The sequence below is a fragment of the Trichothermofontia sp. genome (assembly GCF_053493415.1).
Map to the genome: position 1 here is coordinate 1 of NZ_JBRCAD010000214.1, position 7,259 is coordinate 7,259.

Annotated in this window: 5 protein-coding genes; 4 read left to right on the top strand and 1 reads right to left on the bottom strand. The window is 55.1% G+C overall.

Translation table 11 applies throughout. The features are described 5' to 3' along the window. A partial coding sequence (gene rsmH / locus ACWIUF_RS19030; RefSeq protein ID WP_448574107.1) for a 16S rRNA (cytosine(1402)-N(4))-methyltransferase RsmH occupies positions 1-826 on the top strand: 826 nt, incomplete at its 5' end. A gap of 83 nt (positions 827-909) precedes the next feature. Here the strand turns inward: rsmH and ACWIUF_RS19035 are convergent. Beyond that, positions 910-1,395: a cupin domain-containing protein gene (locus tag ACWIUF_RS19035; protein WP_448574108.1), complete on the bottom strand. Its 486-nt coding sequence runs from the start codon at positions 1,393-1,395 to the stop codon at positions 910-912. Between the two features lie 316 nt (positions 1,396-1,711). Here ACWIUF_RS19035 and ACWIUF_RS19040 point away from each other — a divergent pair, with 316 nt between their 5' ends. The 3 genes from ACWIUF_RS19040 to ACWIUF_RS19050 all read left to right on the top strand — a co-directional run. Continuing rightward, positions 1,712-4,192, top strand: a complete 2,481-nt coding sequence (locus ACWIUF_RS19040) for an EAL domain-containing protein (RefSeq protein WP_448574109.1) — start codon at positions 1,712-1,714, stop codon at positions 4,190-4,192. A gap of 15 nt (positions 4,193-4,207) precedes the next feature. Continuing rightward, positions 4,208-6,895 (top strand): PBP1A family penicillin-binding protein, encoded by a 2,688-nt coding sequence (locus ACWIUF_RS19045; protein ID WP_448574110.1) that lies wholly within the window; start codon positions 4,208-4,210, stop codon positions 6,893-6,895. Positions 6,896-6,971: 76 nt separating this feature from the next. After that, positions 6,972-7,259: hypothetical protein (locus ACWIUF_RS19050; protein WP_448574111.1), on the top strand; the 288-nt coding region annotated here is incomplete at its 3' end.

Consider the following 7,259-nt stretch of genomic DNA (forward strand, 5'->3'; position numbering starts at 1 on the left):
CGACAAACTCGTGCGTTGCCGTGATGGAAGGGAAAATACCCAGGTGGTGGCGATCGATCGTGATCCACTGGCGATCGCGGCGGCCCAATCTGCCCTGGCGAACTATGGCGATCGGGTCCAATTCTGGCAGGGGAATTTCGCGGATTACTTCCAAACCCTTGGCCCACTCCCCGCGATGGGTAAGTTTGATGGCATTATGGCGGATCTGGGGGTGAGTTCGGCCCAGTTTGACACGCCGGAACGGGGGTTTAGCTTTCGCCATGAAGCCCCCCTGGATATGCGTATGGACCCTAGCCAGACCCTCACGGCGGCTGACATTATCAATACCTATGATGAGCGGGATTTGGCCGATCTGTTTTTTACCTATGGCGAGGAGCGGTTTTCCCGGCGCATTGCCCGCCGGATTGTGGCCCAACGGCCTTTTCGCTCAACGACGGCGTTGGCCAACACGATCGCCCATTGTTTTCCCGCTGCGGCCCGATCGCGTTCGCGAAGCGCTCCCTTGGGGAAATCACGAGGCCAGGCCATCCATCCGGCAACCCGGGTGTTTCAAGCGTTACGCATTGCCGTTAATCAAGAACTCACAGCCCTGGAAACGTTTTTGGCGCAGGCTCCGGCTTGGCTCACCCCTGGTGGACGGATCGGTATTATTAGTTTCCATAGCCTGGAGGATCGGCTGGTGAAGCATCGGCTGCGGGAGTCGGAAATCCTGACGGTGTTGACGAAGAAACCGATCGTGCCAGCGCCAGCGGAGGTCGCCAACAATCCTAGGGCGCGATCGGCGAAGTTACGCTTGGCGGAACGATCGGCGGGTGTCTCAGCTTAGAAGACCCTACCCCACCAGTACCCCCAGCCGCCAGTCTTGTGGGGTAGCCGTCTCGGCGGCCCCCTGCCTCGGTTAGCACTGGCCTACCAATGGGGCGTAAACCGCTCAATCAAGGCTGGGTGCTGGGGATACTGGGCCAACAAAGTTGCCCGATCGCCGATCGCAAAATCCGCAAACTCAAAGCCAGGGCTAACGGTACAGCCTACCAAGCACGCCCGATCGTGATCGACTTCGCCCGTGGCCAAGGGGGACACCTCAGCATCCGACTGGAGGCGGTGTAAGCGGGAGATCTGGGTGCCCACCAGTAGGTAATAGATCGCCGTGCTGTAAGGCCGTTCGCCCTGGGGTAGGGCCATCCGGCCCAGCGATCGATAGGATTCACGATAATAGCCCCCCTCCGGATGCGGCTGAAGCGCCAAGCAGCGTTGCCAATATTGCCAGTCCATATCGCCGTCTCCTCGTGAAACCGTTAATTTTAAGAAATCTTGACAAGAAAGCGGAGTATCCGTCGAGGCATTGGCCCCAGTATCCGTGACTTTGCGACTCTGGCCATCTTGGGATATGGTCAAGGGCAGAATGCGGTTGCTAAGGCACGGTGGGGATCAGGTTACGAATTGCCCATAATAGGGGAATAATCGCTTAGTTGGATCAGCCAATGGACCCCACTCAGTACAGCTTGCCGAGTGGCCTAACTCGATATCCTACTAGCGGGTTTAACTCGCAAAAGCCGCCCGATTGGCAGCGGCTATCGCTCAACCAACAGCAGAAGTCTCTCCCCCGTTTCTGATGAACTGGTTTCATGGGAATAGGAGACTTCGCTCGTTAAGATCATCAGGGCGTTGTTAGAATCTAACCCTTTCCAGATACCAGGGGCACCTCGAATCCATGAATGGTGAGCAACAGCAAATTTACCATTACCTCGTCATTTCGGATAGTCAGGGTAAGCGAGTGATTCCATTGGAGTCTTCTACCTATTCGATCGGACGTGATCCTAATAACTCAATCCCCTTAAAATCGCGCTGGGTATCGCGCCAACATGCCATCCTACTGCGGGTAACCCTACCCAGTTCTAATAATTACCTATTCCGTATCATTGACGGGGACCTGCAAGGTAAACGTAGTACGAATGGGCTGCTGATCAATGGACGATCGACAGCTTCTCATGATCTTAAGCATGGGGATGTCATTAACTTTGGCAAAGATATTGAAGCCCATTACTATACAACGCATACTGCAATTAAAAGCACAGCACTGGCAAGTGATGAAATCAATCAATTTATTAGTCAAATTGAAGACGACGACGACAATGCTCTTGAAAAAACTCTTATTACTGATGACGTTGGCTCAAAAGAAGTTTATGAAACCTCATTGATTCGACTCGCTTCTTTCCCGGAGTTAAATCCCAATCCAGTAATTGAGATTAACATGAAGGGACGATTAACTTACTTAAATCCAACAGCAATTCAACTATTTCCTGAATTACAAAAATTGCTCCTAGAACATCCAATTTTGTCGGGAATTCTGCCTGTAGACAAGCATCGTGAGCAGAAACATCTTGAGCGTGAAATTTATGTTAACAATCGCTATTTTCAGCAATTAGTTCATTATATTCATGAGAGTGACCTAATTCGGAGTTATCTAGTTGATATCACAAACTACAAGCAAGCGGAAGCTGCCTTACGCAAAAGTGAAGCTAAAAATCGAGCGCTACTGGATGCAATCCCGGATTTGATGTTACACCTCAACTCCAGTGGCATTATCCTTGATTTTAAGGTTCCTAAAGGACATCCGCTACAAAACTCATCTAGTAGTTTTGTTAGCCAAAATATTTATCAGATCTTGCCAACACCAGCCGCGCAACAGATGATTCGCTATGTGCGACGTGCTCTACAAACGAATCGTACCGAAGTCTTTGAATATGAATCCCTGGTTGAGGGAAGTATTCTCTTCTATGAAGCCCGAATCGTAACCATTACCCAGGATGAAGCCCTGGCCATTATTCGCAACATTACCGATCGCAAGGGTTTTGAGAAGCAATTACTCTATGATGCTCTCCACGACGCCCTGACCGGCTTGCCCAACCGTAATTTGTTCATGAATCGCCTCTCCCATGCGATCGAGCTGGCCAAGCGACGGGATGATTATCTATTTGCAGTACTATTTATTGACCTCGATCGCTTTAAGGTCATCAACGATAGCCTGGGTCATATTGTCGGCGATCAACTGTTGATTGCCATTTCCCGGAAATTAGAAGCGTGCTTACGCTCTGGGGATACGGTGGCCCGCCTGGGGGGGGATGAATTTGCCATCCTGCTGGAAGACATCAACTCCACCGCTGATGCCACCGCCCTTGCCGATCGTTTGCAGCGGGAACTCTCGGTCCCCTTTTACCTCGATCACCAGGAAGTGTTTGTCACCCTGAGTGTGGGTATTGCCTTGAGTACCACGGGCTATCACCTCCCGGAGGAGTTGCTGCGGGATGCTGATACGGCCATGTATCACGCTAAATCCCTGGGACGTGCCCGTCACGAACTGTTTGATCAACAAATGCACGATCGGGCCGTGGCGTTGCTGCAACTGGATAATGATCTGCGGCGGGCTGTGGAACGGCAGGAGTTTGTCCTGTACTATCAACCGATTGTCTCTCTCCAAACCGGGAACATTACCGGCTTTGAGGCCCTGATTCGTTGGCAACACCCCCAACGCGGCCTGGTTCCCCCAACGGAATTTATTACCCTAGCGGAGGAAACGGGGCTAATTATTCCGATTGGCGATTGGTTACTGCGGGAAGCGTGTCACCAGGCCCAGCGTTGGCAGCAACAATTTCCGAAACCGACCCCGCTGACCATGAGTATTAACCTAGCCAGTCAGCAATTCTCTCAACCCAAACTGGTGGACAAGGTGGGGGCAATCCTCTCAGAAACAGGACTGGCTCCGGGCAGCCTCAATCTGGAAATTACGGAGGGGACAATCATGGAAAATATTCAATTTTCCAAGGATATTTTTGCCGCCCTCAAACAGCTTAATGTCCAACTCTGTATTGATGACTTTGGGACGGGCTATTCATCCCTGAGTTATCTCCACCGTTTCCCGATCGATATCCTCAAGGTCGATCGCTCCTTCGTCAATACCATTGACCCCCAGGCAGATAGCCATGATGGGACGGGGGGGATTGAAATTACGCAAACGATTATTATATTGGCACATAACCTTGAACTCAGCGTCGTAGCGGAGGGCATCGAGACCTTGGAACAACTGCGCTATTTGCGATCGCTCAACTGCGAATATGGCCAGGGCTACCTGTTCTCGCGTCCCCTGTCTTGCTCCGCCGTCGAAGCGCTGCTCACGAAGAATCCCCATTGGTAGTGCCCCGTCGGCACTATGACGCCAACTATGACGCCAACGCCTCCCCCATCCCGCCAGCCGAACCGTTTGATGACAACCTTGACAAATCTGGTGCAAACGGTTGTCCCTGGCCGCTTTTCCCAACTCAAGCTCAAACCCAATGCCCAGGTTCCCGAACTGCGGCTGGAAGATCCCCAAAATCCGGGGGCGCACACCACCCCCTATCGCCTAGTGGGGGACTACTACACGGTGGGACGGAGTAGTTCGTGTGATATCAAGGTGCGCAACCCGATCGTCAGTAAGCGGCATGTGACGATCGCGCGCGATCCCCAACGACCGGACTGGTTCTGGATTAAGGATGAACAATCCCAAAATGGCCTGTACCAGGGGAAGCGGCGGATCACGCGGCAGCGACTTCGCCACGGCGATGCCTTTACGCTCGGTCCTCCCGATCTAGCTGATGTCGTGACCCTCACCTACACGACCCCCCAGGTAACCCTGCCGCCCGCCCAAACAGCGGTCCTGACCTTTACGGAACTCTCCCAGAAACTGAAGCCGCGCGCCAGGGTCCTCAAACTCCGCGTTCACGATCCCCAACATCCCGACGCCCACCCGGTCCCCTACCCCCTGGCGGGTGACCATTACCGTCTGGGGCGCAGCAATCTCCCGGATGCCTCGGATCTGGATATCCCGGTGCAAAACAAACTGGTGAGTGAATGTCATCTGGCGATCGATCGCGATCCGCAACAGCCCGCCCGTTTTTGGGTAGAAGATGCGGGTTCTACCAATGGCACCTATTATCGGCGACAACGGTTGGCCGGGCGGCACCGCCTGCGCCACGGTGATCACCTTACCCTAGGGCCGCCAGAGATCCAGGATGCGGTCACAATCACGTGCATCGATCCCTACCTGCGGGGGCTGCGGTATGGGCTATATGGCTTTACGGGGCTGAGTCTCCTCATGGGGCTTTGGATTGGCCTAGAGTGGCAAAAATTCTCGGTGCGGCCCCTGCCCCATTCGATCCAGGGGCCGGTGATTGTCTATGCCCGCGACAACACCACGCCCCTGCGGGAACCCTATAACCGCGCCCATATTGAGTTTGAGCAGTTATCGGATTTTCCAGCCTATTTGCCCAATGCGGTCATTGCGTCGGAAGACACCCGCTTCTACTGGCATTTGGGGGTAGACCCGCTCGGAATTCTGCGGGCGGTGGTCACCAATCTGCGCAGCGGTTCGGTCCAGGAAGGGGGCAGTACGGTCACCCAACAATTGGCCCGGAGCCTATTCCGGGATTACGTGGGGACTGCCGACTCGGCTGGGCGCAAGATTCGGGAGGCGATCGTGGCTCTGAAGCTGGAGCTGGTCTACAGCAAGGACTATCTGATGCGGACCTACCTGAACCGAGTGTATCTGGGCAGTGGTAGCTATGGGTTCGAGGATGCGGCCCAATTTTACTTCGGTAAATCCGCCCGTGACCTGACTCTCTCGGAGGCGGCAACCCTGGTGGGGATTCTGCCTGCGCCCAATAGTTTCAACCCGATTCGCGACTATGAAGCTGCCGTGCAGGTGCGCGATCGCGTCCTGAGCCGCATGGTGAGCCAGGGCTTTATCAGCGAGGCCGAAGCCCAACGGGCACGTCGCTCCCGGATTGAAATCAACCCCCGTGCGCGGGAGCAATTGGAAAGCACGATCGCCCCCTATTTTTATGATTATGTCTTTGCCGAACTGGAGCGGCTGCTGGGTAGCGAATTGGCTCAGGAAGGCAATTTCATTATTGAAACGCGGCTAGATCCTGCCATTCAAACGGCAGCCGAAGCAGCGCTGCAACGAACCGTCAGTACGGAGGGGGCGGCCCTCGGCTTTGCCCAGGGGGCGATCGCCACGATTGATGCCCAAACGGGAGCGATTATGGCAATGGTGGGCGGTGTGGACTATGCCGAGAGCCAGTTTAACCGAGCTGCCCAAGCCCTGCGCCAACCCGGATCAACCTTCAAGGTGTTGGTCTATGCGGCAGCCCTAGCCGAGGGGATTGCCCCCAGCACCCCCTTCTCCTGTGCCCCCCTCACCTGGCAGGGACAATCCTTTTCGGGCTGTGAGCGCAGTGGGGGGGCCGTGGATATGTACCAGGGGATGGCCCAGTCCGAGAACGTCGTGGCGCTACGGATTGCCCAGGCCGTCGGTTTGCAGCGGGTAATCCGGCTGGCGAAAACCCTGGGAATTGAGTCTTCCCTCCGGCCAACCCCCGGATTAGCCCTAGGGGAAAGTGAGGTGACGGTCTTAGAAATGACCGGTGCGGTGGCCACGTTTGCCAATGGGGGGATACACAACCGCCCCCATGCCATTCAGCGGGTGCTCGATAGCGGCGATTGCCGCGATCGCGATGATGCCCAAAGTTGTCGGGTGATTTATGACTTTGCCGGAACGGCTGATGCCAACCAACCCGGGGTATCCGCGAGTGTCGCCGCCACCATGACGGATTTACTGCAAGGGGTGGTGCAATTTGGCACAGGCCGCAATGCCAATATCGGGGCGGGGGCAGCCGGCAAAACCGGAACAACGAATGATAATGTCGATACCTGGTTTGTGGGGTATCTCCCAGGGGCGGGTATCGCAACGGGCGTATGGCTGGGCAATGATGATAACTCACCCACCGCTGGCAGCAGCGCGATCGCGGCCAAACTGTGGGGGGATTATATGGCCCAGGTGTTGTCATCGTTCCGATAACCGAATGACCGCGCAGCGGGGGACAAATTCTGCGACAATAACGCCAGTGGATGCGCACCGATCGTTGGTAGGGGGCGTGTCTAGGGTGCTTGTTGCCCAAACCCAACCCGGCGTTGAGAAGTTGATCACTTGCATGGATGCCTTTGCCCCCATTGCACCCGCGTGGACTGAACCCGCAATCCATGCCCAAGGCTTTTGTTGCCCCACCTGTCGGTCTAGCCCGATGGCAGCCCAGCGAGCCTGGATTAATCGGCGATCGCCGGTCTTTATGGAAGACTATCGCCGAAAGTGGCAGGAATTTTACCAATGCGAATGCGGCTGTGTTTGGTGGGCCTGGAGCGATGAGCGTCCCCCCTCCCCCCTC

Excerpts from the sequence above, each read along its gene's own strand:
- ACWIUF_RS19040 (WP_448574109.1), top strand. The coding sequence starts at position 1,712 with ATGAATGGTGAGCAACAGCAAATTTACCATTACCTCGTCATTTCGGAT.
- ACWIUF_RS19045 (WP_448574110.1), top strand. The coding sequence starts at position 4,208 with ATGACGCCAACTATGACGCCAACGCCTCCCCCATCCCGCCAGCCGAAC.